The organism is Enterobacter bugandensis (assembly GCF_900324475.1).
Lineage (GTDB): Bacteria > Pseudomonadota > Gammaproteobacteria > Enterobacterales > Enterobacteriaceae > Enterobacter > Enterobacter bugandensis.
The window spans coordinates 4,101,176-4,124,034 of the sequence record NZ_LT992502.1 but is presented as its reverse complement, the minus strand read 5'-3'; the positions used below and the strand labels follow the sequence as shown (position 1 = coordinate 4,124,034).

General features: G+C 55.6%; 20 protein-coding genes and 1 other RNA gene. 9 read left to right on the top strand and 12 right to left on the bottom strand.

Annotated features, from left to right (window positions below; translation table 11 throughout):
- Positions 1 to 37 precede the first annotated feature (37 nt).
- The 4 genes from dolP to DG357_RS19900 are packed head-to-tail and all read right to left on the bottom strand — an operon-like array spanning position 38 to position 3,735.
- Positions 38 to 613, bottom strand: a complete 576-nt coding sequence (gene dolP, locus DG357_RS19915) for a division/outer membrane stress-associated lipid-binding lipoprotein (RefSeq protein ID WP_028014534.1) — start codon at positions 611 to 613, stop codon at positions 38 to 40.
- Positions 614 to 622: 9 nt separating this feature from the next.
- On the bottom strand, positions 623 to 1,213 hold the full coding sequence (diaA, locus tag DG357_RS19910) for a DnaA initiator-associating protein DiaA (RefSeq protein ID WP_003861754.1): 591 nt from the start codon (positions 1,211 to 1,213) through the stop codon (positions 623 to 625).
- 21 nt (positions 1,214 to 1,234) lie between these two features.
- Positions 1,235 to 1,630 (bottom strand): YraN family protein, encoded by a 396-nt coding sequence (locus tag DG357_RS19905; RefSeq protein ID WP_028014533.1) that lies wholly within the window; start codon positions 1,628 to 1,630, stop codon positions 1,235 to 1,237.
- Complete coding sequence (locus tag DG357_RS19900) at positions 1,588 to 3,735, bottom strand: penicillin-binding protein activator (protein WP_088204351.1); 2,148 nt, start codon at positions 3,733 to 3,735, stop codon at positions 1,588 to 1,590. Before DG357_RS19900 ends, DG357_RS19905 begins: the two co-directional genes overlap by 43 nt.
- Before the next feature lie 62 nt (positions 3,736 to 3,797).
- On the opposite strand from DG357_RS19900, the gene rsmI reads away from it, so the two are divergent.
- The gene (rsmI, locus tag DG357_RS19890; RefSeq protein ID WP_088204352.1) at positions 3,798 to 4,661 is read left to right on the top strand and encodes a 16S rRNA (cytidine(1402)-2'-O)-methyltransferase; all 864 of its coding nucleotides are present in this window, start codon (positions 3,798 to 3,800) and stop codon (positions 4,659 to 4,661) included.
- 51 nt (positions 4,662 to 4,712) lie between these two features.
- Here the strand turns inward: rsmI and DG357_RS19885 are convergent, their stop codons facing one another.
- The 8 genes from DG357_RS19885 to garD form a co-directional block, all read right to left on the bottom strand.
- Entirely contained in the window at positions 4,713 to 5,486 is a 774-nt protein-coding gene (locus DG357_RS19885) for a DeoR/GlpR family DNA-binding transcription regulator (RefSeq protein ID WP_008501493.1), read from the bottom strand.
- Positions 5,487 to 5,596: 110 nt separating this feature from the next.
- A complete protein-coding gene (gatD, locus tag DG357_RS19880; RefSeq protein WP_088204353.1) occupies positions 5,597 to 6,640 on the bottom strand; it encodes a galactitol-1-phosphate 5-dehydrogenase in 1,044 nt (347 codons plus the stop codon).
- Positions 6,641 to 6,680: 40 nt separating this feature from the next.
- Positions 6,681 to 8,054, bottom strand: coding sequence for a galactitol-specific PTS transporter subunit IIC (locus DG357_RS19875; protein WP_088204354.1), 1,374 nt, complete (start codon positions 8,052 to 8,054; stop codon positions 6,681 to 6,683).
- Positions 8,055 to 8,058: 4 nt separating this feature from the next.
- The gene (gatB, locus tag DG357_RS19870) at positions 8,059 to 8,343 is read right to left on the bottom strand and encodes a PTS galactitol transporter subunit IIB (RefSeq protein WP_021242240.1); all 285 of its coding nucleotides are present in this window, start codon (positions 8,341 to 8,343) and stop codon (positions 8,059 to 8,061) included.
- Between the two features lie 28 nt (positions 8,344 to 8,371).
- Positions 8,372 to 8,839, bottom strand: coding sequence for a PTS galactitol transporter subunit IIA (gatA, locus tag DG357_RS19865; RefSeq protein ID WP_032653576.1), 468 nt, complete (start codon positions 8,837 to 8,839; stop codon positions 8,372 to 8,374).
- Positions 8,840 to 8,852: 13 nt separating this feature from the next.
- Positions 8,853 to 10,124, bottom strand: a complete 1,272-nt coding sequence (gatZ, locus tag DG357_RS19860) for a tagatose-bisphosphate aldolase subunit GatZ (protein ID WP_088204355.1) — start codon at positions 10,122 to 10,124, stop codon at positions 8,853 to 8,855.
- 34 nt (positions 10,125 to 10,158) lie between these two features.
- Positions 10,159 to 11,013, bottom strand: a complete 855-nt coding sequence (locus DG357_RS19855) for a tagatose bisphosphate family class II aldolase (protein ID WP_021242237.1) — start codon at positions 11,011 to 11,013, stop codon at positions 10,159 to 10,161.
- A 176-nt stretch (positions 11,014 to 11,189) separates the two neighbouring features.
- Entirely contained in the window at positions 11,190 to 12,761 is a 1,572-nt protein-coding gene (gene garD / locus DG357_RS19850; RefSeq protein ID WP_088204356.1) for a galactarate dehydratase, read from the bottom strand.
- Between the two features lie 358 nt (positions 12,762 to 13,119).
- Here garD and garL point away from each other — a divergent pair, with 358 nt between their 5' ends.
- The 8 genes from garL to pflB all read left to right on the top strand — a co-directional run bounded on the left by garL (position 13,120) and on the right by pflB (position 22,820).
- The gene (gene garL / locus DG357_RS19845) at positions 13,120 to 13,890 is read left to right on the top strand and encodes a 2-dehydro-3-deoxyglucarate aldolase (RefSeq protein ID WP_088204357.1); all 771 of its coding nucleotides are present in this window, start codon (positions 13,120 to 13,122) and stop codon (positions 13,888 to 13,890) included.
- A 21-nt stretch (positions 13,891 to 13,911) separates the two neighbouring features.
- On the top strand, positions 13,912 to 14,802 hold the full coding sequence (garR, locus tag DG357_RS19840) for a 2-hydroxy-3-oxopropionate reductase (RefSeq protein ID WP_028014519.1): 891 nt from the start codon (positions 13,912 to 13,914) through the stop codon (positions 14,800 to 14,802).
- A gap of 59 nt (positions 14,803 to 14,861) precedes the next feature.
- An RNA gene (rnpB, locus tag DG357_RS19835) (RNase P RNA component class A) lies at positions 14,862 to 15,238 on the top strand.
- Positions 15,239 to 15,924: 686 nt separating this feature from the next.
- Positions 15,925 to 16,845 (top strand): transcriptional regulator TdcA, encoded by a 921-nt coding sequence (gene tdcA / locus DG357_RS19830; RefSeq protein ID WP_045260099.1) that lies wholly within the window; start codon positions 15,925 to 15,927, stop codon positions 16,843 to 16,845.
- Between the two features lie 96 nt (positions 16,846 to 16,941).
- The gene (tdcB, locus tag DG357_RS19825) at positions 16,942 to 17,931 is read left to right on the top strand and encodes a bifunctional threonine ammonia-lyase/L-serine ammonia-lyase TdcB (protein ID WP_063438555.1); all 990 of its coding nucleotides are present in this window, start codon (positions 16,942 to 16,944) and stop codon (positions 17,929 to 17,931) included.
- A 9-nt stretch (positions 17,932 to 17,940) separates the two neighbouring features.
- Positions 17,941 to 19,272: a threonine/serine transporter TdcC gene (gene tdcC / locus DG357_RS19820; protein ID WP_088204358.1), complete on the top strand. Its 1,332-nt coding sequence runs from the start codon at positions 17,941 to 17,943 to the stop codon at positions 19,270 to 19,272.
- Between the two features lie 29 nt (positions 19,273 to 19,301).
- Complete coding sequence (gene tdcD / locus DG357_RS19815; RefSeq protein ID WP_088204359.1) at positions 19,302 to 20,510, top strand: propionate kinase; 1,209 nt, start codon at positions 19,302 to 19,304, stop codon at positions 20,508 to 20,510.
- A 15-nt stretch (positions 20,511 to 20,525) separates the two neighbouring features.
- Positions 20,526 to 22,820: a formate C-acetyltransferase gene (gene pflB / locus DG357_RS19810; protein ID WP_088204360.1), complete on the top strand. Its 2,295-nt coding sequence runs from the start codon at positions 20,526 to 20,528 to the stop codon at positions 22,818 to 22,820.
- Positions 22,821 to 22,859: the final 39 nt, after the last annotated feature.

Here is a 22,859-nt window from a genome sequence, read left to right as displayed (position 1 = left end):
GGCGCTCGCGCCTACCGGGCCTTTAGTCAGACGTGGATTACTTAATGTAGGTAAACGCGGTGGTGACGTGCTTCACGCCGCTCACCCGGCTGGCGATATCCGCCGCCGCTTTCCCTTCACGATCGGTCACCAGACCCAGCAGGAACACTTCACCGTTTTCGGTCGTTACCTTCACGTTTGAGGATTTCACCTGGTCTGAACCCAGCAGCTGGGAGCGGACTTTGGTGGTGATCCAGGTGTCAGACGACGCGGTGCCCAGGCTGATTGGCTGACCCTGGCGGATTTCATTGAAGACTTCCGTGGTGCCCTCAACGCCCATTGCGATCTGCTTCGCGCGGCTGGAGAGTTCGGTATTCGGTGCCTGACCCGTCAGCAGGACTTTGCCCTGATAGGCCGTCACGTTGATACGCGCTTCTTTCTTGATTTGTTCGTCTTTCGACAGCGCACTGTTGACCCGCAGCTCCAGCGTACCGTCATCCACCTGCGTTCCCACAGAGCGCGGATCGGTCGCCGCTTTGGTGCCTACTGCGGCAGTACCCACAACGGCCGCAGCGATACATCCCTGAAGCAGTAATGCAGACATAAGGACTGCGAGGGTCGATAAAGCCTTCATAAAAACTCCTTAATCATCCTGGTGAGGGAAAAGCGTGTTATCGATCAAATCGCATAAGCAGTTTACCGTGAGCATATGCATCTCCTGGATACGTGCGCTACGGTGAGACGGAATGCGGATTTCCACATCCTGCGGCCCGAGCAGACCCGCCAGCTCACCGCCGTCATAGCCGGTTAAGGCGACGATGGTCATGTCGCGGGTAACGGCGGCTTCAACGGCTTTGACGATGTCCCGGCTGTTGCCGCGCGTGGAGATCGCCAGCAGCACATCGCCGGCATGCCCCAGGGCGCGCACCTGCTTTGCGTAAATTTCGTCATGCAGACGATCGTTAGCAATCGCTGTTAAGACCACATTATCGGTATTAAGTGCAATGGCAGGTAAACTCGGGCGTTCGGTTTCAAAACGGTTAATCATGCTGGCAGCAAAATGCTGTGCGTTGGCGGCTGAGGTTCCGTTGCCACAACAGAGGATTTTGTTGCCGTTAAGCAGGGATTGCACCAGCGTCATTGCAGCGCGAGAGATCGCGTCCGGAAGGGCTTCCGCCGCGGCAATCTGAGTCTGGATGCTTTCTGTGAAGCACACTTTAATTCTTTCGAGCACGTTATCCCTTTTAAATCTTAATTATGCGTCTTCGCCAAAAGCGTTTTTAAGCCATTCGATCTCATTTCCGGTGAAGGCTATCACATCGAAACGGCAATCCACAGTATCAAAGCTCCCATTATGGCGGGCAAGCCACAAGTGGGCAGTCTGTAATAATTTATGTTGTTTGGCGAGCGTCACGCTGGCGGCAGCACCGCCAAAACGGGAAGACTGTCGAAAGCGGACTTCTACAAACACAATCACCTGACCGTCTTTCATGATCAGATCAATTTCGCCGCCGCGCCCGCGGACGTTGGCGGCGATAAAGCGCAGTCCTTTGCCTTCGAGCCAGCGACGCGCTTTTAACTCCCACGCATCGCCGGTCTCTTTACGGCTTAACTGGCCGGGACGATTTGCCCCTGCTGGTATTTGAGCCATGATAACTTCCTGTTAATCACACAGTCCTGAGTGGCGGTCAGATCGCCGGTGTTGCCGTTAAGCTCAAAGCCCGGCACCTGACGCATCTGGGTAAAGTGGTTTGCCAGCGCCCACGCATCAACACCCATCGCATACAGACGCGCCAGAGAGTAGTCGTTACGTACGGAGCTTAGCGCCTGCTGCATCAGCGCCGGGTTGCTGCCCGCCAGCATCGGGATTTCGCTGTACTGCAGGCCGTCCATTTCCAGACGGAAATCCGGGCCTGCGGTGCCCTGTGCGCTGCGGGAGCTGGCGTAGAGCGTTGCGCCGCTCTGGCTGCCGTTACGCATCGCGATCATCGGCTTGATAAAGGCGATCTCCTGCGGCGTGGCAACGATATAGGCCGCATCCACTTTACCACCACCGCTTATCTGCGCGTCGGTTGGCGGGGCAGGGATGGTCAGGCCGCCAATGGTCACGTTCTGCTGCTGCGGCAGGCTGGCGGAAACCGGACTGCCGTTAAGCGCGATACCCGCTCCACCGTTAACGCCCGCACGCAGTTCTGAGACGGAACCGAATTTCTGCTGCAGCACGATGCCGCCGCCCAGCTTCTGCCACTCGTCGGCAAAAGCATTAGCCACGCGATCGCCCAGCGTACTGCGCGGGATGAGCAACAGCGGAGCCTGCTTACCCTGCTCGTGAATATGACGCGCCGCATCGCGGGCTTCATCTTCCGGAGAGAGTGCGAAGTAGCAAATATTGGCCCGGTTCTGAACCTGTTCCGGCTGGTTGAGCGCCAGTACGTTCAGCGTGGTATTGCTCTTCATCAGCTCTTCCACGTTGTTTTTCAGCAGCGGGCCGACAACGATGCTTGCCCCGTCCTGCTGAACCTGCGCCAGCACCTGGTCAAGCGGCTTCGAACTGGTGTCGTAGATTTTCAGCTCAGCGCCAGGGTTCGCGCTGGCGGTCGCCACGGCCTGCGGCTGAGCGGCAGGTTGTGATGCTGGTTGTGCCGGCTGCTGTTGAGGCTGTTCTGTCGTTGCCTCTGGTGCAGGCGTCGCTTGTGCCTCAGCCGGAGCCTGTGCTGCTGGTGCGGCAGTTGCTGGAGGGGTAGTCGGTGCGGTAACCGGGTTTTGCATTGTACCCTGCGGCGGGGTTTGTGCGGTGGTCAGGTCACTGGTCTCGGCGGCTGAGGGGCTGACAACGTCGTTCACGTTGGCCGCCTGCGCTGCCTGCACCGGAACCGCACTGCCCGTTACCGGCGTGGTGCCGTTTTTCGCTGCTTCAAAGCCCTGTTGAATCGTACGGCCAAACACTGCCGCCTGGCCATTCAGCGGCAGAAGCAGCGCAATTTTGCTTGTCGACGCAGGCTTAAAGTTCTGCACATTCACCAGCTGGGTTGGCAGCATTTTTGCGCCCGGGTTCTGCGGGTAACGGGTCTGCCAGTCGGTAATACCGGCTTTCAGCATTTTTGGATCGCTGCGGTTGTTAAACCACATCTGCTGCAGATCAAGCCAGCCCTGAAGCACGTTTTCGTCCGCGTTAATGACCAGCGCCTTTGCCTGATCCTGGGTCATCGAGGCAAGCGCCTGCCAGGTGGCATCAATATTTTTCTGCTTGTCGGCACCGGCGAGCAGCGGCTCCTGGGCAATCAAGGCACGCAGGAGCGTCAGGGAAGGGCGCCCCTGCTCAGCGGTAATGCCCGCCTGCCAGAAGCGCGCCTGCTGGTTTTTATCCAGCGCGCTCAGGTCGATGCTCCCCAGGATCTTTTTCGCGCCATCATAATCTTTCTGCGCGACCTTCAGCTCGGCAGAGAGCAGGCTCTGCTCAAGTTGCTGAGTATCGTTAAGCTCTTTCGGCAGTTGGCCGAACAGCTCGGCAGCCTGCTGGGTTTTGCCCTCTTTCAGCAGTGCACGAATGGCGAGTAATTGCCAGTTGATCCTGGTATCATTTGTACTCTGCGACATTTGTTGCAGATAAAAGCCAGAATCAGCCTGAGCGGAGCCCTGAAGATGGGCGGTGCTCTGGTCAGGTGCCTGGGTGCCACAGCCTGCAAAAATCAGGGCTGCGAGCAGCAGCGGCACGCTGCGCGTGGCTTTTTTTCGAAGAAACGTTAACGGTACCATACTGTATCCAGTGATTTTTTTTACGCAATGCTCAATATTAAATCGGCAATACGGACGAAACAATGAAACAACACGAAACGGCAGATAATTCTCAAGGCCAGCTTTATATTGTACCTACTCCTATCGGGAATTTGTCTGATATTACCCAACGTGCGCTGAACGTATTGCAAGCTGTTGATTTAATTGCCGCTGAAGACACCCGCCACACCGGTTTACTGCTGCAACATTTCGCGATTAACGCCCGTTTGTTTGCCCTGCACGATCACAATGAGCAACAAAAAGCCGAAACGCTGGTGGCGAAGCTCAAAGAGGGGCAGAACATCGCGCTGGTCTCTGACGCCGGGACGCCGCTGATTAACGATCCTGGCTACCATCTGGTGCGCACCTGTCGCGAAGCCGGGATTCGCGTTGTGCCACTGCCTGGACCGTGCGCCGCTATTGCTGCGTTAAGCGCTGCAGGTCTGCCGTCTGACCGTTTCTGCTATGAAGGCTTCCTCCCTGCCAAATCCAAAGGCCGCCGCGACGTCTTAAAAGAGCTGGAAGCGGAACCGCGCACTCTGATTTTCTACGAATCCACGCACCGCCTGCTGGAAAGCCTGGAAGATATGGTGACCGTCTGGGGCGAATCCCGCTACGTGGTGCTGGCGCGCGAGCTGACCAAAACCTGGGAAACCATTCACGGCGCGCCAGTCGGTGAACTGCTGGCGTGGGTGAAGGAAGACGAAAACCGCCGCAAAGGCGAAATGGTGCTGATTGTCGAAGGGCATAAGGCAGAAGAGGATGCCCTGCCTGCTGATGCGCTGCGCACGCTGGCCTTGCTGCAGGCCGAACTGCCGCTGAAGAAAGCGGCGGCATTAGCAGCAGAGATTCACGGCGTGAAGAAAAATGCGCTGTATAAGTATGCGCTGGAGCAGCAGGGGGAGTAATTTCTGATACTGTTTTGCCGGGTGGCGGCTGCGCCTTACCCGGCCTGCAAACTACACTGTGATGATCTCGGTGCCCGTTTTACCCAACAGTTCTTTTTCGTGCTTGCCGATTCCATCATCCGTAATCACACAGTCTATTTTTTCCATCGGCAGCACCTGGTTGAACCCGCGGCGATTAAATTTACTGGCGTCCAGCACTGCAATCACCTTATGCGCTGCAGCTGCCATCACGCTGCTGATCGAATAGCCTTCATTGAACGTCGTAATGCCGTTGGTGGCATCAATACCGTCCGCGCCGACAAACATCAGATCTGCGCTTATCCCGGTCAGAGAGCGCTCAGCGATGGTGCCATGCATAGAGTGGGTTTTATGGCGCACGGTACCGCCACAAACCACGAGCGTAATGTCTTTATTTTCCGAGAGGGCAAACGCGGCAGGCAGGCTGTTGGTGATGACGGTGATATTGGCTCGTTTGGTCAGCGCTTCGGCGATGAGCATGGTGGTGCTTCCGCTGTCCAGAATGATCGTCATTCCCTCTTCAATCATGGCCGCGGCAGCCTGTGCGATGCGCTTCTTCGGGTCGCTCGCAAGTTGATAACGGTCTTCCAGCACCACTTCCTGATTTTCGCTTTCTGCCAGGTTGCTGCCGGGCCTTGCGGCGCCACCGTGAAAACGCGTGACCAATCCCTTTTCTTCCAGCAGACGCAGATCTGTTCGAATCGTCACTTCTGAAATGCCAAACATATTCGACAGATCCAGCACCATGACACTGCCCTGAGCGTTGACGAGGTCAACGATTTTATTGCGTCGCTCAAATGAGTTCATATTGAATTGCCTGATAATTAACTGCCTCTATTCTAATCGAAGGTATGCGAAAGGTGTACGGTAATATTCGAAAGTAAATGTGAGCCAGCTCAGGTTGCTGGCTCGAAGCACTACGCAAAGCGCAGCATAATTTTGCCCTGCATAGGCGCACCGTTTAGTCCTTGCACAGCCTGAGCAAAGCTGTCGCTATCGCCGGTATGAGCAATAAGGGGCTTTAGCTGCAATTTTTTCTCTGTGAGCAGACGGGCTGCGGTTTTCCATTCTTCACCCGGCCACGGGGCCGAATAATTCATCCAGCTTCCCAGAAGCGTCAACTCCTTACGCAGTATCTTGCTAAATGTCGCCGCAGGTAAGTTCAGGTCATGATGCAGCGTACCCACCAGCGCGACCTGGGCCCGCGGCCCGGCGATATCAATGGCGAGCGTAACGGTTTGCGGTGTACCAGCAGTCTCAAGAACCAACTGATCAAACGGGTTGTCGCTCAAGGCGTTAAGGATGTCGTCTGCGGCCAGAGCGCGGCTATTAAACACCTGAGTTGCCCCCAGCGTTGTTGCCAGCGCGAGCTTATCGTCGTTGATATCGATCGCGATAACGCTGTTGGCGCCCAATGCCAGTGCACACTGCATCGCCAGCAGGCCGATAGTGCCTGCGCCGACAATGATGACGTTCTTACCCTCGCAGCCGGAAGCAAGATGAAACGCATGTAGCCCTACGGTTATGGGCTCAATAAATGCACCATCTTCAATTGCCATCTCTGCAGGAAGGCGGAACAGGTTTGCTCGCTTCACCACGATATATTCCGCGTTGCCGCCTTCGCTGCGAGATCCGACAAACTGATACTGCTTGCAGAGCGAGAAGTAGCCTTTTTCACACGCCGGACAGGAAAAGCAGGGCAGTAATGGCACGCAGGCAACCGGATCGCCTGCCTTGAGATCGTGTACTTCGGTACCACAGGCTTCGACATGACCGCTAAATTCATGTCCGAGGGTGATGGGATAATAATGTGCCCCTCCGGCAAAAATTCGCGGAATATCGGAGCCACATAATCCTGAGCAGGCAATACGCACCCGCACATCATCCGCAGCCTGAATGTGAGGGATTGGACGTTCTTCAACGCGCACGTTGCCCTCAGCGTGAATTACCACTGATTTCATATTCACTCCAGAAAAAGAGGGGAGCATGGCTCCCCGGATATCAAGACACCGTCTGGCTTTGCGGGGCAGCGGCGTTCTTTTCTGCCGCGTTAAACACGCGGGCACGTCGCCAGGTAAGCAGGATGCCGGTGACGTAAATGGCACCAATCACGATGAACCCCACCACGTTTTGCCAGGTGAACAATTGGATGAGCAGCCAGGTGACGGGTGAACCGCCCTGATCCATGGAGGCCACCAGTCCGCCCGCTTTCAACGCGCCAGCATTTTGCGCAAGCTGGGTGTGCAGGCCGATGGTCTGGGTCGCAATCCACAGCGTAATGCCCATTATGATGACGCCAGAGATAAGCGTGCGGAACAGGTTGCCCTGATGCACCGCGACCGCCATCGCCACAAAAAAGCCGATAGTGGCAAGGTCACCGAACGGCAACACCTGGTTTCCCGGCACCATAACAGCAATCAGGATAGTGAGCGGTATGAAAATCAGGCTGGCGGAGACGACGGACGTATGGCCCAGCAGCAGCGCCGGATCGAGACCAATTAAGAACTCCTGCCCACCAAACTTTGCCTGCAGACGTTTACGGGCATGTTTAGCAATCGGCGTCAGGCCGTCCATGATCGGTTTGATAACGCGCGGCATCAGCAGCATCACGGCGGCGGTTTTCACGGCCAGCTGGAGAACGGATTTGGTGTCGTAGCCTGCCAGCATGCCAATGGCCAGTCCCATCACAAACCCAACTGTGACCGGTTCGCCAAACGGGCCAAAGCGTTTTTGCACGTCGTCAGCGCTAAAATGAATACGCTTCAGGCCTGGGATTTTATCGATAATCGTATCGACCAGAACGGCGATTGGGCCGAGGTAAGCTGACGAGCCGTGAGGGATGGCGATCCCTTCCAGACCGAAGAAGTCCCGCGTGTCTTTGGCAAACCAGTCCCCCAGCTTGTAAACAAACGCGGCGTGCACTACAACGCCCAGGATCCCCAGCCAGTAAGAGCCGGTTGCCAGGTGCAGCATCGCACCGGTGAAGGTCATGTGCCAGATGTTCCAGATATCGACGTTCACTACCCGCGTCATCCGCGTCACTAGCATGACAACGTTGACGCCAATGGCAACAGGGATAGCGATAAGTGCAATCTGTGATGCCCAGGTCATTGGGGATGAACCAGGCCAGCCGACATCTACCACGTGCAGGTTAATCTGGAACTGCTCAGCCATCGCTTTGGCCGCCGGGCCGATGGAGTCAAGCATCAGGCCAATAACCAGACCGATCCCGACGAAGCCAATGCCGATATGTAGGCCGGATTTAAAGCAATCGCCCAGCTTCATCCCCAACAGCTTAGAGAAGATGATGATGACGATTGGCAGCATTACGGTTGGCCCCAGATCGAGGATGTACCGCATGATTTCGGTAAACATGATCTTACCCCTCGAGGATGGTCAGAATTTTTTGCTGCAGGGCTTCGATGCCGACGCCGGATACAAACGGCATGCCATGCACCACCGGGATATCGCCAAAGGCTCTGTCAACTTTCGCCGTGGTACAAATCAGGTCTGCACCGTCCATATAGGTTTCGATTTCAGTCACCCTGCACTGGACCAGATCCAGCTCAATGTGGTGGGCTTCACACAGTTCTTTGATCTCTTCTGCTGCCATGGTTGAGGTGGCGACAGCACCGCCACAGGCAACAATAACTTTGCGTTTCATAGGGTACTCCTTTCTTATTATCAGTATGTTATGAAGCCCGGGCACAGGCGACAGGCTCAAGGATCGTCTCCCGTAAACGATCGGCCAGGCGCTCTGCGGGCGCAGCCAGCAGCATGTCCAGCACGTCCGGGTTTTGTAGCTCACTGAAAAGGCGGCGCAGCAATTTCATTTGCGCCGCAGGGTTTTCAACGATTAACGCGATGATGAGTGAGACGGCGACCTCGCCATCATCATCGGCCTGCTGAAAATGCACCGGTTTGTCCGGACGAATCAGGTAAATCGCGGGGCGTTTCGCATGTACGGCTTCGCAGTGCGGAATAGCGACCGCATGGCGTTCAAGGGCAATGCCGGTGGGGTAGTTCATCTCCCTTTCCAGAAGGGCGGCAGGGTAGGTGGCGTGTACAACACCGTTAGCCAGCATCTCCTCGCCAATATGCGCCAGCGCCTGCTGGCAGGTTTCAAACTCAATTCCGGTACGGACAAAAACGTGACTCATACACTCTCCGGCATTAGAGGGGTTCAGGGGTGCAGCCAAATCGATAGGCGCGTAATACATCCTGTATTTTGTCGATGATGAGATTTTGCGGTGTTGCGGCGATCTCATTCATCGACAATCGTTCGAACTGGACGGGCATAAACTGGCTAATCAGCCCCAGAGGCAAGGAGGTTGTGCTCAGATTAGCGATCAACTTCTCAACGCTCTGGCGAATGCGCGGGTGCGGCCAGTAGTAGCGAATGCGATCGGACAGGCTAAAGTGAATATCCACCATTGCCTGGCTCCAGGTGGGGCGGTAGTACTTCTTCCAGTAATCCGGCTCGTTCAGCATGACTTCGTCGATCACGTCAAGCGCATGGCTGCGTTGCTCAGGGGCGATGAGGGCCTTCTCCATTTGTGCAAGGGCAAAAATGGCTTCTCGCAGGGCAAAGGTAAGCGCCGGGCCGACTTTCAGGATCGCGAAGTGATCGCGAACCAAAGCACGATAGGCCTGACGTGTCTGGTAGTCGGTGGAGTGCGCCTCATAGACCATGGGGGTCTGGCGGATCCAGCCGGAAAGCGCCTCTGCCGCGTGCGGCTGGTAGTGAATGATTTGCGTATGGTCGAACTCCACGCCGGGTTGTACGACTATCGCAATCACACGCGTCATCGCCTCGTCCAGACCGAGCGCGGCAAAGGCCTCACGATGCGTTTCCAGCGTCTGCGCGGCATCTTCCACATGGGTAACATGAACGCTGTTAATACTGCTGGCTTCACCGCCGGGAACGGGAACCTCAGTACCAATCACGTAGGTTAGCGCCGCTTTTTGTTCTTCAGTGGCTGTCTCTTCTGCGGCTTTGCACAGTCGGGCGGCACGCTGTGCCACCACCCCTGGCGGGAGTGGGACAGGATCGTCTGCACAGGACATTGAGGCGTCCAGGTGGATCTTGCTAAACCCCGCCGCGATATAGGCTTTGATCAATGCGATGGATTTCTCCATCGCCGCGTCTGCCGGTTCGTTTTGCCAGCAGTTTGGCCCCAGATGATCGCCACCCAGGATCAAACGTTCATGCGGAAAGCCCACCTCTTTAGCGATCTTCAGAACAAAATCACGGAAATCAGCGGGTTTCATACCGGTGTAACCGCCGAACTGGTTCACCTGATTTGAGGTAGCTTCAATCAGTACCTTGTTGTCGGTATGCAAATCGAACCGCAATGCGGCTTCGATTACTAGCGGGTGCGCTGAGCAAACAGAGCAAATACCGAGATCTTCTCCCGCTTTATGGCGGGTAATAATATCTTTCACGTTTCCTCCTGGTCAGGACTTCAGGCTTTCGTATTTAGAGCTTTCCTTCACAACCACAATCGTTAATAACTTTACGTACCACCTCTTTCATGGCGCGTTTGGCGGGCACCATGTAATGACGCGGGTCACTGGTTTCGGGATGTGAAGCGAGATAGGTTTTCAGGGCATTCGAGAAGGCGATTTTGAGTTCTGTGGCAACGTTGACCTTGCAGATACCGAGGCGAATGGCCTGAAGGATATCGGCCGTAGATAAACCGGAAGCGCCGTGCAGCACCAGCGGGATATCGACCTGATTGCGGATCTCTGCCAGACGTTCAAAATCAAGTTTCGGCGTGGCAGTGTAGAGGCCGTGCGCGGTACCGATGGCGACGGCCAATGAGTCGATACCCGTTAATTCAACAAACTCGCGTGCCTGTTGCGGGTTGGTGTAAAGCGCATCTTTGCTATCGACCACCAGGTCATCTTCCTGCCCGCCAAGACGGCCAAGTTCAGCCTCCACGCTCACATCGTAACGGTGGCAGTAGTCTGTCACTTTCTTCACCAGGGCGACGTTTTCAGTGAACGGATGATGAGATCCGTCGATCATCGCCGAGCGGATCCCGCTCTGGACTTTCAGCGCGATATCGTCGAAATCTTCGTGATGATCGAGGTGGATCGCCAGCGGTTGGTTGTACGTTTTGGCCAGATCGCTGGCGATGGCGACCACGTTACCGGTTCCTGCATAGCTGAATGTGCCGGGCGTACCCGCCACGATCAGCGGAGATCGCATCTCAGAGGCCGTTTCAACGACCACCTGCAGCGTTTCGAGATTATGAATATTGAATGCCGGTACGGCGTAACCTTCGCGCTGTGCTTTTAGCAGCATCGCTTTCGACGAGATGATGAACATCTTTCCTCCGAAACCTTTCGTTTTATTTATGCGAAAGACAATATAGGGTTTCGGAATGTTGTTTTGTGATTGACATCTTAAAAATGAAAGAATCGAAATGAAAAGTAAGGATGCGAAAGAAATGAAAGCAAAAAAAAGCATGGCCGAAGCCATGCTAAGCGAGGTTTACAGCAAACTCACGTCACCGGTGCCGGGTTAAACACCGCCAGCTGGTTATGCAATCCCCACTGGTCCGAGAAGGTTTTCTTCCTCCCGCTCGCTACGTCCAGAATAAAATGGAACAGTTTCCAGCCCACGTCCTCAATACTCTCTTCCCCGGTGGCGATGGTGCCCGCGTTGATATCCATTAAGTCATACCAGCGGTTTGCCAGCTCGGTGCGCGTCGCCATCTTGATCACCGGGACCGCCATCAGCCCGTACGGCGTGCCGCGCCCGGTGGTAAAGACCTGCACTGTAATACCGGAGGCCACCTGCTGGGTGCCGCACACAAAATCGCTGGCAGGTGTTGCCGCATAAATAAGGCCGCGCCTGGTTGGCCGCTGGCCCGGAGAGAGCACTTCCACAATCGCGCTCTGGCCGGATTTGGCAATCGAACCGAGGGCTTTTTCCACCACGTTCGCCAGGCCGCCTTTCTTGTTACCGGGAGAGGGATTGGCGCTGCGGTCTGTTTTGCCCATATTGAGATAGCTATCGTACCAGGCCATTTCCTCCAGCAGGCGCCTGCCGACCTCTTCATTAACGGCGCGCGGCGTCAGCAGGTGGATGGCGTCACGGACTTCGGTCACCTCGGAGAACATCACCGTGGCGCCGCAGCGAACCAGCAGATCGGACGCATAGCCCACCGCCGGGTTGGCCGTTACGCCGGAGAAGGCATCGCTGCCGCCGCACTGGGTTCCGACCACCAGCTCCGATGCCGGGCACGTTTCGCGCTGGCGGCGGTTGAGCTTGTCCAGATGTCGCTCTGCCACCTGAAGAATATCGTCGACCATTGAACGAAAACCAACGTGGCGCTCGTCCTGCAGGCGCACGATGCTGGCCCCGTCTGCCGGGATGGCTTTGACATCCTCGGTGCCCTGAAGCAGGCGCTCTGGCTGCAATTTTTCACAGCCGAGGCCAATGACCATCACCTCGCCGCCAAAGTTCGGATTCAGGGCGATATTGTGGATAGTACGGATCGGCACCACCGCCGCGGGCGCGTTGATCGCTACGCCGCAGCCGTACAGGTGGTTAAGACCCACTACGCCGTCGACGTTCGGGTACTTTGGCAGCAGATCGCGTTCAATGATTTTCACCACGTAATCCACCACGCCCGCCACGCAGTGCACGCTGGTGGTAATGCCGAGCAGGTTTTTGGTGCCGACGCTACCGTCCGCATTGCGGTAGCCTTCAAAGGTATAGCCCTCCAGCGGCGGCAAAGCTTCAGGAACGCGGGTCGCCAGCGGAAGCGTATTCAGCGGCGGTGCTTCTGGCAGCGCCACCAGCGACTCCTCAATCCAGCTACCCTGCGGAATAGCGCTTACCGCATAGCCGATGACTTCGCCGTAGCGTACGATTTCACCGTGGGCAGGAATATCGACCAACGCGACCTTGTGCCCCTGCGGAATATGCTCAATTAGCTCCAGCCCGTCCAGGAAGCGGGTGCCTGCTTTTAAGCCATTGTCGTTGACAATAATCGCCACGTTATCCGTATCGTGAACCTTAATATAAAACGCCGTCGGGGGTGCCTCTCTAATTGCAATATCGGTCATTATTCACTCTTCTCCGGCAAAGTTTCAGCTATGAAAAATAACTCGTTTGATAATCGTTTTCTTAACGTAGAAATAAAGCATGTCAGGAGAAGAAAAGTGAAAATGTGATCGCGATCGTTTCAGGCGGACTAATCCTTGATTCTGTGCATTAGCGCCCACTGCTTTGTGCATATGCTCAAAATAGCATTGAGATGTAACGCAATACTTGAGCATCAAAACAATGTGCTGACGTGTAGAGCCGATTATACTGAATGACGATTTTATAACGCCACCATTCAGTCAGAGAAATAAATATAAAGAATCTGTTCTGGAATAAATATTACTGGCTAAAACTGCGGAATTAAAAAAGGGTTAAGTGATGAATAACGATATCTTCCCGAATAAGTTTAAAGCCGCCCTCGCGGCGCACCAGATTCAGATTGGCTGTTGGTCCGCGCTGGCAAACCCTATTAGCACCGAAGTGTTAGGCCTGGCCGGATTCGACTGGCTGGTGCTGGACGGCGAACACGCGCCGAACGATATCAACACCTTTATTCCGCAGCTGATGGCGCTGAAAGGTAGCCCCAGCACTCCGGTGGTGCGCGTGCCAACTAACGAGCCGGTGATTATCAAGCGTCTGCTGGATATCGGTTTCTACAATTTCCTGATCCCGTTTGTGGAAACGGAAGAACAGGCGGCGCTGGCCGTTGCCTCAACGCGCTATCCGCCGGAAGGGATCCGCGGCGTCTCGGTATCGCACCGCGCCAACATGTTTGGCACCGTGCCGGACTATTTCGCCCAGTCCAATAGCAACATGACTATTCTGGTGCAGATTGAAAGCCAGCAGGGCGTTGATAACGTCGATGCGATTGCAGCCACAGATGGCGTGGACGGTATCTTCGTCGGTCCAGGCGATCTGGCTGCGGCGTTTGGGCATCTGGGCAACGCCAGCCACCCGGACGTACAGCGCGCAATCCAGCACATCTTTGCCCGCGCCAAAGCGCACGGCAAACCGTGCGGCATTCTGGCGCCGGTTGAAGCCGATGCTCGCCGCTACCTGGAGTGGGGAGCCACGTTCGTTGCCGTCGGCAGCGACCTCGGCGTGTTCCGCTCAGCGACGCAGAAATTAGCGGACGCTTTTAAAAAATAACCATCATTGAGGAAACAGATTATGACGCTGAAAGTGGGTTTTATTGGTCTTGGGATCATGGGTAAACCAATGAGTAAGAACTTGATTAAAGCGGGTTACTCACTGGTGGTATCCGATCACAATCCACAGTCTGTGGCTGAGGTGATGGCGACGGGCGCGGAAACAGCTACTACCCCTAAAGCCATTGCTGAGCAGTGCGATGTCATCATCACCATGCTGCCAAATTCCCCTCACGTCAAAGAGGTCGCGCTTGGGGAAAACGGCATCATCGAGGGTGCGAAGCCGGGCCTGGTGCTAATTGATATGAGCTCTATTGCCCCGCTCGCGAGCCGTGAAATCAGCGAGGCGTTAAAAGCGAAGGGCGTAGAGATGCTGGATGCGCCCGTCAGCGGCGGCGAGCCGAAAGCCATCGACGGTACCCTGTCGGTGATGGTGGGCGGCGATAAGGCCGTGTTCGACAAATACTATGACCTGATGAAAGCGATGGCAGGCTCCGTAGTGCATACCGGAGACATTGGCGCGGGCAACGTTACCAAGCTCGCGAACCAGGTGATTGTGGCGCTGAACATTGCCGCCATGTCTGAAGCGCTGACGCTGGCAACGAAGGCGGGCGTCAATCCGGACCTGGTTTATCAGGCAATCCGTGGCGGTCTGGCGGGCAGTACGGTGCTGGATGCCAAAGCGCCGATGGTGATGGATCGTAATTTCAAACCCGGTTTCCGCATTGATCTGCACATCAAAGATCTGGCGAACGCGCTGGATACGTCTCACGGCGTGGGTGCACAGCTGCCGCTGACCGCTGCGGTTATGGAGATGATGCAGGCGCTGCGTGCGGATGGCCTGGGCACGGCCGATCACAGCGCGATTGCGTGCTACTACGAAAAACTGGCGAAGGTGGAAGTGGCGCGTTAATAGCATCTTGCCCGCACCTGAGGGTGACAGCGGCGCGCAAACCCTCTATACTGCGCGCCGAAGCTGACCAGACAGTCGCCGCTTCGTCGTCGTCCCTTTCGGGGGAGACGGGCGGAGGGGAGGAAAGTCCGGGCTCCATAGGGCAGGGTGCCAGGTAACGCCTGGGGGGGAAACCCACGACCAGTGCAACAGAGAGCAAACCGCCGATGGCCCGCGCAAGCGGGATCAGGTAAGGGTGAAAGGGTGCGGTAAGAGCGCACCGCGCGGCTGGTAACAGTCCGTGGCACGGTAAACTCCACCCGGAGCAAGGCCAAATAGGGGTTCACATGGTACGGCCCGTACTGAACCCGGGTAGGCTGCTTGAGCCAGTGAGCGATTGCTGGCCTAGATGAATGACTGTCCACGACAGAACCCGGCTTATCGGTCAGCTTCAACTTCTTCCAGAACCCCGCTTCGGCGGGGTTTTTGCTTTTAGGGTTTCGTAGCCCAGGTAAGCGCCGCCACCCGGCAACTCGCACAAAAGACATCAATTCTCATATTTGCGACATTAAGCACATTTCACTGCATGACCCTTTCGGGCATCGCTATGCCTACCGCAAACGATCGTTATCACAAAATTTCACCCTAAAAAATGGTGAATTTACAGTATTGTTAATTTGTTGCGAATGTTAACTGAACGATCGCAAATATTTTCTTATTTGATATAAACATATTGAAATTAAAAACATTCAGGCTATGAATGTGTGACGTATTCCACTGTTTATAAAAAGCTGTCCAAAAATCCTCTGCAAAATTTGATAATTTGAAAGAATGTTTAAAAGGAATAACGGTTATTTATTGGCCTTTAATTGTCTGAAAGTTCGTCTTTATTGATTTATTTAACGCAGAGAAATTTATCAAGGTTATCGCCATAAAATAAATTTATTACTGCTGATTTTATTGATCGATATCAGCGTAATGGTGTGCTTTTAATTTTATATAGCATTGATTATAAAGTATTTTTTAGGTTCTTGTTGTGCCCGTAAAATGCGCGGGGGAGCAAATTGTGAGTAACAGCACATACCCCCTGAAACATTATTGGGTAGAATCCGCTGCGTCATAGGGAAATAAGCGCAGAATATTATGAACACTATTATTCTACCGAAAACTCAGCACCTCGTGGTATTTCAGGAAGTCATTAAAAGTGGCTCCATAGGTTCTGCCGCAAGACAACTAGGCCTGACGCAACCCGCCGTCAGCAAAATCATCAGCGACATCGAATCCTACTTCGGGGTGGAAGTGATGGTGCGTAAAAACACTGGCGTAAAACTCACTGCCGCTGGTCAGGTGCTGCTGTCATACGCTGAGTCGATCACCCGCGAAATGAAAAACATGGTGAGCGAAATCAACAGCCTCAGTTTTAGTACCGTCATGGACGTCTCCTTTGGCTATCCGTCGCTGATTGGCTTCACCTTCCTGTCTGAGATGATCAAAAAATTCAGGGAAGTGTTCCCGAAAGCGCGCGTCTCCATGTATGAAGCGCAGCTATCTTCATTCCTGCCCGCCATTCGCGACGGTCGGCTGGATTTTGCCATCGGCACGCTGAGCGACGGAATGTTGCTTCAGGATCTTCACGTTGAGCCACTGTTTGAATCCGAGTTTGTGCTGGTGGCGAGTAAATCACGAACGTGCACCGGCCCGACCAGACTGGCATCACTTACGCATGAGCAGTGGGTGATGCCGCAAACCGATATGGGCTACTACAACGAACTCCTGACCACCCTGCAAGACAACCGCATCAGCATTGAAAACATCGTCCAGACCGATTCCGTCGTCACCATTTATAACCTTGTCCTGAATGCCGATTATCTGACGGTGATTCCCCGCGACATGATTGCGCCGTTCGGCTCGGACCAGTTTATCGTCCTGCCCGTGGAAGATGAATTACCCGTGGCGCGCTATGCCGCCGTGTGGTCGAAAAATTACAGTATTAAAAAATCGGCGTCAGTATTAGTTGAACTGGCAAAACAATATTCGTCGATGGATATCGATAAACGACGATAGAAATAATTAAGTTTTAAAACACCCGGAGCGACGCTTTTTAACGCTCTGATACCCTGACTTTGCCTGAAAAGAATGAATTATTATAACGAGGATATTATGCACATTACCTACGATCTCCCGGTGACCATTGAAGATATTCAGGACGCCAGAAAACGCCTGGCGGGAAAAGTTTATAAAACCGGCATGCCGCGCTCAAATTATCTCAGCGAACGCTGTAAGGGTGAGATATTCCTGAAATTTGAAAATATGCAGCGTACCGGTTCGTTTAAAATACGCGGGGCGTTTAATAAGTTAAGTTCGCTGACGGATGCAGAAAAACGCAAAGGGGTGGTGGCCTGCTCCGCAGGTAATCACGCTCAGGGGGTGTCGCTCTCCTGCGCCATGCTCGGTATCGACGGCAAAGTGGTGATGCCGATGGGCGCGCCAAAATCCAAGGTCGCCGCTACCCGCGACTACTCCGCCGAAGTGGTGCTGCACGGCGAGAACTTCAACGACACCATAGCTAAGGTGAGCGAAATCGTCGAGATGGAGGGGCGCATATTTATTCCGCCTTATGACGATGCGAAAGTCATTGCCGGGCAGGGCACCATCGGCCTCGAAATTCTCGAAGATCTTTACGACGTGGATAATGTGATTGTCCCTATCGGCGGCGGCGGCTTAATTGCCGGTATTGCAACGGCAATTAAATCCATCAACCCGACAATCAATATTATCGGCGTACAGTCTGAAAACGTTCACGGCATGGCGGCTTCCTGGCAGGCCGGAGAAATAACCAACCATCGCGTTACCGGCACATTAGCCGACGGCTGCGACGTGTCTCGTCCGGGTAAATTAACCTTCGAAATTGTTCGTGAACTGGTCGATGACATTGTGCTGGTGAGTGAAGACGATATTCGCAACAGCATGATTGCCCTTATTCAGCGAAATAAAGTGGTGACGGAAGGTGCGGGCGCGCTGGCCTGCGCGGCGTTATTAAGCGGCAAGCTTGACCACTATATTCAGGGCCGTAAAACCGTCTGCATTATTTCCGGCGGCAATATCGATCTCTCCCGTGTTTCCCAAATTACCGGCTTCGTTGACGCATAAAGGTGACCTATGAGCAACACAGAAAGCATTATCGTTGGCCAGACAAAAACGTCCTCCTGGCGTAAGTCTGACACCACATGGACGCTCGGCCTGTTTGGTACCGCCATTGGCGCAGGCGTGCTGTTCTTCCCCATTCGCGCAGGCTTTGGCGGACTGATCCCCATCCTGCTGATGCTGGTACTTGCCTTCCCGATTGCGTTTTACTGCCACCGCGCGCTGGCGCGCCTCTGTTTGTCCGGCAGCAACGTCTCCGGCAACATCACCGAGACGGTGGAAGAGCACTTCGGGAAAACCGGTGGGGTGGTGATCACCTTCCTCTACTTCTTCGCCATTTGCCCGCTGCTGTGGATTTACGGCGTCACCATTACTAACACCTTTATGACCTTCTGGGAAAACCAGCTCCAGATGCCTGCGCTGAACCGCGGCGTGGTGGCGCTGTTCCTGCTGCTGCTGATGGCCTTTGTGATCTGGTTCGGGAAAGACCTGATGGTGAAGGTGATGAGCTTCCTGGTGTTCCCGTTCATTGCCAGCCTGGTGCTGATTTCCCTGTCGCTGATCCCGTACTGGAACTCGGCGGTAATCGACCAGGTCAACCTGAGCGATATCGCCTTTACCGGTCATGACGGCATTCTGGTCACGGTGTGGCTGGGGATCTCCATCATGGTCTTCTCCTTTAACTTCTCGCCCATCGTCTCCTCGTTCGTGGTCTCCAAACGCGAAGAGTACGAGCCGGAGTTCGGGAAAGCATTCACCGAGCAGAAATGTTCCAAAATCATCGGTCGCGCCAGCCTGCTGATGGTGGCGGTGGTGATGTTCTTCGCCTTTAGCTGCCTGTTTACGCTCTCTCCGCAGAACATGGCGGATGCCAAAGCGCAAAACATTCCGGTGCTCTCTTACCTGGCGAACCACTTTGCCTCGATGTCGGGCAGTAAATCCACGTTCGCCACGGTGCTGGAATACGGTGCCTCCATCATCGCGCTGGTCGCTATCTTTAAATCCTTCTTCGGCCACTACCTGGGCACGCTGGAGGGGCTGAACGGCCTGATCCTCAAGTTCGGCTACAAGGGCGATAAGAAGAACGTCTCCGTCGGCAAGTTGAACACCATCAGCATGATTTTCATCATGGGCTCCACCTGGATTGTGGCCTACGCCAACCCGAACATTCTCGACCTTATTGAAGCCATGGGGGCGCCAATTATCGCTTCTCTGCTGTGTCTGCTGCCGATGTACGCCATTCGTAAAGCGCCCGCGCTGGCGAAATACAAAGGCCGGACCGAGAACATCTTCGTGACCGTGGTCGGCCTGCTGACCATTCTGAATATCGTTTACAAACTGTTCTAACCCAAAGCTCAGGAAGAGCGGAGTAACACATGACTGAATTTCCGGTAGTACTGGTTATTAACTGCGGATCGTCCTCCGTTAAGTTTTCGGTGCTGGACGCAGCAGGCTGCGATGCCCTGCTGACGGGCATTGCGGACGGCATCAACACTGAAAAAGCCTTTATTTCTGTGAACGGGGGTGAGCCAGTCAGACTGGCTCACCAGGACTACGAAGGGGCGCTGGCCGCCATCGCCCTCGAGCTGGAGAAACGCGACCTGATGAGCAGCGTGGCCTTGATTGGCCACCGCATCGCTCACGGCGGCGATCTCTTCAGCGAGTCGACCCTCATCACGGAAGAGGTCATTGAGCAGATCCGCCTGGTTTCCCCGCTGGCGCCGCTGCATAACTACGCCAACCTGAGCGGCGTGGAAGCCGCAGAGCGCCTGTTCCCCGGCGTGCAGCAGGTGGCGGTATTTGACACCAGCTTCCATCAGACCATGGCGCCGCAGGCGTATCTGTACGGTCTGCCGTACCGCTATTTTGAAGAGCTGGGCGTGCGCCGCTACGGCTTCCACGGCACCTCTCACCGCTACGTGTCCGCGCAGGCGCACGCGCTCCTCGGGCTGTCCCCCGAGGACAGCGGCCTGGTGATTGCCCATCTCGGCAACGGGGCGTCCATCTGCGCGGTGCGCAACGGTAAAAGCGTCGATACCTCAATGGGGATGACGCCGCTGGAAGGGCTGGTGATGGGCACGCGCTGCGGCGACGTGGACTTCGGCGCAATGGCGTGGATTGCCCAGCAGACCGGTCAATCTTTCGAGGATCTGGAGCGCGTGGTCAACAAAGAGTCCGGGTTGCTGGGCATCTCCGGTATCTCCTCCGATTTACGCGCGCTGGAGAAAGCCTGGCATGACGGCAATGACCGGGCGCAGCTGGCGATAAAGACCTTTGTCCACCGCATAGCGCGGCATATCGCCGGTCACGCCGCGTCTCTGCACCGTCTGGATGGCGTGATCTTCACTGGCGGCATCGGTGAAAACTCCACGCTGATCCGCGCGCTGGTGGCGGAACATCTGAAGGTGTTTGGCATCGCGCTCGACGAGGCGAAAAACGCTCTGCCGGGCAGCGCGGGTGCGCGCGTCATCTCCACCGAGTCGTCCCGCGTGACCTGCGCGGTTATCCCTACCAACGAAGAAAAAATGATCGCGCTGGACGCCCTCCGTCTTGGGAAGGTCATCCCGGCTGCGGCTTACGCCTGATAAAGCGAGAATCTGATGAAAGTAACAATCGATACGGGCGTCGCGCCCTACAGCGACGCATGGGCCGGGTTTCGCGGTGAAGAATGGAAAAACGCCGTTAACGTCCGCGATTTTATTCAGCATAACTACACCCCTTATGAAGGCGATGAAGCTTTCCTCGCGCAGGCGACGCCAGCAACGACGGCGCTGTGGCAGAAGGTGATGGTCGGCATTCGCCAGGAGAATGCCACCCACGCCCCGGTGGATTTCGACACCAACATTGCCACCACCATTACCGCCCACGGACCGGGCTATATCGACCAGGATCTTGAGACGATCGTCGGCCTGCAAACCGACAAGCCGCTCAAGCGCGCCCTGCATCCGTACGGCGGGATCAACATGATCCGCAGCTCGTTCGAAGCCTACGGGCGGGAAATGGATCCGCAGTTCGAATACCTGTTTACCGACCTGCGTAAAACCCACAACCAGGGCGTGTTTGACGTTTACTCCCCGGAGATGATGCGCTGCCGTAAATCTGGCGTGCTGACCGGTCTGCCGGACGGCTACGGGCGCGGGCGCATTATCGGCGATTACCGCCGTGTGGCGCTGTACGGCATCAGCTATCTGGTGCGCGAGCGTGAACTGCAGTTTGCCGATCTGCAGGGGAGGCTGGAGCGCGGCGAAGATCTGGAGGCGACGATCCGCCTGCGCGAGGAACTGGCGGAGCATAAGCGTGCGTTGCTGCAGATCCAGCAGATGGCGGCGAACTATGGCTTTGATATTTCACGTCCGGCGATGAACGCGCAGGAAGCGGTGCAGTGGGTCTACTTTGCCTACCTTGCCGCAGTGAAATCCCAGAACGGCGGGGCGATGTCGCTGGGGCGCACGGCCTCGTTCCTTGATATCTACATTGAACGCGACATGCAGGCGGGGCGGCTTAACGAGGCGCAGGCCCAGGAGCTGATCGACCACTTCATCATGAAGATCCGCATGGTGCGCTTCCTGCGCACGCCGGAGTTCGACACGCTCTTCTCCGGCGATCCGATCTGGGCCACGGAGGTGATCGGCGGCATGGGGCTGGATGGCCGTACGCTGGTGACAAAAAACAGCTTCCGCTACCTTCATACCCTTCATACCATGGGGCCCGCGCCGGAGCCGAACCTGACGATCCTCTGGTCTGAACAGCTGCCGATCGCGTTTAAGAAATACGCCGCGCAGGTGTCGATCGTCACCTCGTCGCTGCAGTATGAGAACGACGATCTTATGCGCGCCGACTTCAACAGCGACGACTACGCCATTGCCTGCTGCGTCAGCCCAATGGTGATCGGCAAGCAGATGCAGTTCTTTGGCGCACGCGCCAACCTCGCTAAAACGCTGCTGTACGCGATCAACGGCGGGGTGGACGAGAAGCTGAAGATCCAGGTCGGCCCGAAAACCGAGCCGCTGCTGGATGAGGTGCTGGATTACGACACCGTGATGGCGAGCCTCGACCACTTTATGGACTGGCTGGCGGTGCAGTACATCAGCGCGCTGAATCTCATTCACTACATGCATGATAAGTACAGTTACGAAGCCTCGCTGATGGCGCTGCACGATCGTGACGTCTATCGCACCATGGCCTGCGGCATTGCCGGGCTGTCGGTGGCGGCGGATTCCCTGTCGGCGATTAAGTACGCCACGGTGAAACCAGTGCGCGACCACACCGGTTTGGCGGTGGACTTCGTCATAGAAGGCGACTATCCGCAGTACGGCAATAATGACGATCGCGTGGACAGCATCGCCTGCGACCTGGTGGAGCGATTTATGAAGAAGATCCAGGCGCTGCCGACGTATCGCAACGCGGTGCCGACTCAGTCGATCCTGACTATCACCTCCAACGTGGTCTACGGCCAGAAAACGGGCAACACGCCGGACGGACGCCGCGGCGGCACGCCGTTTGCGCCTGGCGCCAACCCAATGCACGGTCGCGACAGGAAAGGGGCGGTGGCTTCGCTAACGTCGGTCGCCAAGCTGCCGTTTACCTACGCGAAAGACGGGATCTCCTATACCTTCTCCATTGTGCCGCAGGCGCTGGGCAAGGATGAACTGGTGCGCAAAACCAACCTGGTGGGGCTGCTGGATGGGTACTTCCATCACGAAGCGTCTATTGAGGGCGGGCAGCACCTGAACGTCAACGTCATGAACCGGGAGATGCTGCTGGATGCCATTGCCCATCCGGAGAACTACCCGAACCTGACAATTCGCGTATCCGGCTATGCAGTACGGTTTAACGCTCTGACGCGCGAGCAGCAGCAGGACGTGATTTCGCGGACGTTTACGCAAGCGATGTAATTCCAATTGCCATTGTGCCTCCTCCTTAGAGGAGGCTTT

Excerpts from the sequence above, each read along its gene's own strand:
- dolP (WP_028014534.1), bottom strand. The coding sequence starts at position 613 with ATGAAGGCTTTATCGACCCTCGCAGTCCTTATGTCTGCATTACTGCTT.
- DG357_RS19900 (WP_088204351.1), bottom strand. The coding sequence starts at position 3,735 with ATGGTACCGTTAACGTTTCTTCGAAAAAAAGCCACGCGCAGCGTGCCG.
- DG357_RS19885 (WP_008501493.1), bottom strand. The coding sequence starts at position 5,486 with ATGAACTCATTTGAGCGACGCAATAAAATCGTTGACCTCGTCAACGCT.
- pflB (WP_088204360.1), top strand. The coding sequence starts at position 20,526 with ATGAAAGTAACAATCGATACGGGCGTCGCGCCCTACAGCGACGCATGG.
- gatB (WP_021242240.1), bottom strand. The coding sequence starts at position 8,343 with ATGAAACGCAAAGTTATTGTTGCCTGTGGCGGTGCTGTCGCCACCTCA.
- DG357_RS19855 (WP_021242237.1), bottom strand. The coding sequence starts at position 11,013 with ATGTTCATCATCTCGTCGAAAGCGATGCTGCTAAAAGCACAGCGCGAA.
- tdcA (WP_045260099.1), top strand. The coding sequence starts at position 15,925 with ATGAACACTATTATTCTACCGAAAACTCAGCACCTCGTGGTATTTCAG.
- garL (WP_088204357.1), top strand. The coding sequence starts at position 13,120 with ATGAATAACGATATCTTCCCGAATAAGTTTAAAGCCGCCCTCGCGGCG.
- garR (WP_028014519.1), top strand. The coding sequence starts at position 13,912 with ATGACGCTGAAAGTGGGTTTTATTGGTCTTGGGATCATGGGTAAACCA.
- gatA (WP_032653576.1), bottom strand. The coding sequence starts at position 8,839 with ATGAGTCACGTTTTTGTCCGTACCGGAATTGAGTTTGAAACCTGCCAG.
- tdcC (WP_088204358.1), top strand. The coding sequence starts at position 17,941 with ATGAGCAACACAGAAAGCATTATCGTTGGCCAGACAAAAACGTCCTCC.
- DG357_RS19905 (WP_028014533.1), bottom strand. The coding sequence starts at position 1,630 with ATGGCTCAAATACCAGCAGGGGCAAATCGTCCCGGCCAGTTAAGCCGT.
- rsmI (WP_088204352.1), top strand. The coding sequence starts at position 3,798 with ATGAAACAACACGAAACGGCAGATAATTCTCAAGGCCAGCTTTATATT.
- tdcD (WP_088204359.1), top strand. The coding sequence starts at position 19,302 with ATGACTGAATTTCCGGTAGTACTGGTTATTAACTGCGGATCGTCCTCC.
- gatD (WP_088204353.1), bottom strand. The coding sequence starts at position 6,640 with ATGAAATCAGTGGTAATTCACGCTGAGGGCAACGTGCGCGTTGAAGAA.
- tdcB (WP_063438555.1), top strand. The coding sequence starts at position 16,942 with ATGCACATTACCTACGATCTCCCGGTGACCATTGAAGATATTCAGGAC.
- garD (WP_088204356.1), bottom strand. The coding sequence starts at position 12,761 with ATGACCGATATTGCAATTAGAGAGGCACCCCCGACGGCGTTTTATATT.
- DG357_RS19875 (WP_088204354.1), bottom strand. The coding sequence starts at position 8,054 with ATGTTTACCGAAATCATGCGGTACATCCTCGATCTGGGGCCAACCGTA.